This is a genomic window from Micromonospora sp. M51 (genome assembly GCF_018070305.1).
GTDB classification, from domain to species: Bacteria; Actinomycetota; Actinomycetes; order Mycobacteriales; family Micromonosporaceae; genus Micromonospora; species Micromonospora parva.
The window spans coordinates 1-3,008 of the sequence record NZ_JAGPXZ010000731.1 but is presented as its reverse complement, the minus strand read 5'-3'; the positions used below and the strand labels follow the sequence as shown (position 1 = coordinate 3,008).

Sequence of the window (3,008 nt, the reverse complement as noted above, 5' to 3'; positions counted from 1 at the left end):
GCCGCCCTTGGGGTTGGCGAAGGCGAACACCCGGGGCGTGCCCAGGTCCCGCTTGAGCACCCCGTTGGCGCGTTCCTGCTCCTGGTCGACGGCCTGCGGCCGCCACTCGATCCGGGCCGGGTAGGCACGTTCGGCGACCGCCGAACCGATCGCCGGGGCGGGTGGCGGAGTGACCGGCGGGACGACCGGCGGTGGCGGGGCGACGACCGGCGGCGCAGCGACGACCGGCGGCGGGGCGACCGGCGGTGGCGCGGCCGCCGGGTAGCCGGTTTCCGGCTGGTAGCCGGTCTCCAGCAGGGCGTACCGCGACTCGACCGACGGTTGACCCGATCGGTAGCCGTTGTCCAGCAGGGCGTAGCGCGACGGGACCGGCTCGGGTCCACGGGCCGGCGGCTCGGGCTCGGCCCGGTACGTCGGCTCGGCCCGGTAGCCCGGCTCAGCCCGGTACTCCGGCGTGACGCGGTAGTCCGGCTCGGCGCGGTAGCCGGGATCGGCGCGGTAGCCCGGCTCGGCCCGGTAGCCGGGCTCGGCGCGGTAGTCGGGCTCGGCGCGGTAGTCGGGCTGCTCGGTCCGGTACGCCGGCTCCGCGCGGTAGTCCGGCTCGGCCCGGTAACTCGGCTCGGCCCGGTAACTCGGCTCGGCCCGGTACGCGGGCTCCGCCCGATAGTCCGGCTCGGCCCGGTAGTCCGGCTCCGCGCGGTACGCGGGCTCGGCCCGGTAGGCCGGGTCGACCCGGTAGCTCGCCTCGGCCCGGTAACCGGGCACCGCGCCGTACGACAGGTCGGCGGGATGCCCGATGGCCGGTGCCCGCCCGGCGTAGCCGTTCGGGGCCGCCCGCCGGGGCAGCGGGTCTGGCGGCGGCTCCTCGCCGCGCCGCTCGGGCTCGGTCTGCTCGGCGCCGCGACCGCCCAGCCGGGCTCGGTCCAACAACGCGCGCCACCGCGGCGCTGGTTCGGCCGGCCGGCCCCAGCCGGTCTCACTGCCCTCCACGGCCCGCCCTCCCAGCGCCATCGATCTCTGTCTGACAGGCTACGAACCCAACCCTATTCGGACCACACCTCAGAGCGCACACCAGCCAGCGCAGATCACGACGACGGCGACGGCGACGGCGGCTCGGCGACGGTGGCGTCCGGCGAGGTGGTGACGCTCGGCGGCGTCGACTCGGTGGGCTCCGGCTCCGACGGTTCGGGTGACGGGGTCGTCACGGCTGGTGCGGGTTCCGACGATTCGCCCACGGTCGGCGAGGGCGCCGGCGCGCTGATCAGTGGCGCGGGCGGCTCGGACCGGGTCGGTGTGGGGCTCGGCCCGGTGTCGGCCGGTGGGCGTACCACGTCGCGCTGCTCGGGCAGCGGCGGCGTGAAGACCGTGCGGTCCAACCGGTACACCTCGGGGGCGGGGTCGACGGCCCGTACGTCCGGCCGGGTCGCGACGCCGCGCAGCGCCACCGGCGTCGCGCGGACCACCGCCGCGTAGACGCAGGCGCAGCCGGCCCGGTAACCGGCCGCCTCGGCGGCGGCCACCTCCGCGCCGCTGGTGTACTGCTCCCGCAGCTCCCGCTCGCCCTCCCCGTCGCCGTCGACCGCGGCGGCCCTGGCCCGGTAGTCGGCGGCCTCGGTCTCCTTACGGGCCGCCACCTGTCGCATTCCGGCGACCACGTCGTCGGGCACCCGCATCGCGGGGATCTTGACGATCTCGGTCTGCCGGCCGGGCAGCGGAACCCGCCCGAAGACGGTCGACACCCCGACGTCGCCGAGCACCGTCGCCAGCCGCTGCGGAGGCAGGTACGCGTCGAGCGTGACCAGCGCGTACGTCGTGCCCTCGGCGGCCGGGGCGGACGCCGGCAGCGCCGCCAGGTCGGCCGCGGCCGACCGCAGGTAGGCGGGGACCGAGTCGCCGTCGACGACGCCGACCCGGGTCACCTCACCGACCGTCCGGTCGCCGACCGGGGTGTCATCGACGGCCCAGACGGCGGTGCCCAGCACCGCCGCCGCGGAGAGCACGGCGGCCCAGCTGAGCACGCCGAACCGCGCCGACCGGTCGCCCAGCCGGGCCACGGCCCGGGTCAGCGGCGGCAGCAGCCGCTGGTCCAACTGCCGCAGCAGGTTGCCGGCGCGCACGGGCGGGATCCCCTCTGTGGATCGGTGTCGGGCGGTCGCCGCTCAGTCACGCAGGATCTGGAGCGCACGGTCCAGGTCGTCAGGGTAGTCGCTGACGAACCGGACCTCGTCCCCCGTTCGGGGGTGCAGGAAGCTCAGTTCGCGGGCGTGCAGCCACTGTCGGGACAGGCCGAGACGGGCCGAGAGGGTGGGATCGGCACCGTAGGTGAGGTCACCCACACAGGGGTGCCGCAGGGTGGAGAAGTGGACCCGGATCTGGTGCGTCCGGCCGGTCTCCAGCCGGACGTCGACCAGGCTCGCCGCCGGGAACGCCTCCAGGGTGTCGTAGTGGGTGATGCTCGGCTTGCCGCCGGAGACCACCGCCCACCGGTAGTCGTGGGTGGGGTGCCTGTCGATCGGCGCGTCGACGGTCCCCCGCAGCGGGTCCAGGTGCCCCTGCACGACCGCGTGGTAGCCCTTGTCGACCTCGCGGTACTTGAAGGCCCGCTTCAAGGCCGTGTACGCCTGCTCGCTCTTGGCCACCACCATGATCCCGGTGGTGCCCACGTCGAGCCGGTGCACCACACCCTGACGCTCGGCGGCGCCGCTGGTGGAGATGCGGTGCCCGATCGCGGCGAGCGCGCCGATCACCGTCGGGCCGGTCCACCCGGGGCTCGGGTGCGCCGCCACCCCCACCGGCTTGTCGACCACGACGATGTCGTCGTCGGCGTAGACCACCCGCAGGCCGGGCACCGCCTGCGGCACCACTGTCGGCGGTGCGACCGGGGCGGGCAGCGTGACGTCCAGCCAGGAGCCGGCCTTGACCTTGTGCGAGTTGGGCCGGGCGGCGCCGTCGACCAGCGCGTCTCCGGCGTCGACCAGGGCCGCGGCGGCGGTGCGGGAGAGCCCGAA

2 protein-coding genes and 1 pseudogene are annotated in these 3,008 nt (G+C 75.8%); all 3 read right to left on the bottom strand.

Annotated elements, in window-relative coordinates:
* Nucleotides 1-990 (bottom strand): annotated as a pseudogene (locus tag KBX53_RS27815) (ATPase); the annotation flags it as partial.
* Nucleotides 991-1,085: 95 nt separating this feature from the next.
* On the bottom strand, nucleotides 1,086-2,117 hold the full coding sequence (locus KBX53_RS27810) for a hypothetical protein (protein ID WP_210862493.1): 1,032 nt from the start codon (nucleotides 2,115-2,117) through the stop codon (nucleotides 1,086-1,088).
* A gap of 42 nt (nucleotides 2,118-2,159) precedes the next feature.
* A partial coding sequence (locus KBX53_RS27805; protein ID WP_210862490.1) for an RluA family pseudouridine synthase occupies nucleotides 2,160-3,008 on the bottom strand: 849 nt, incomplete at its 5' end.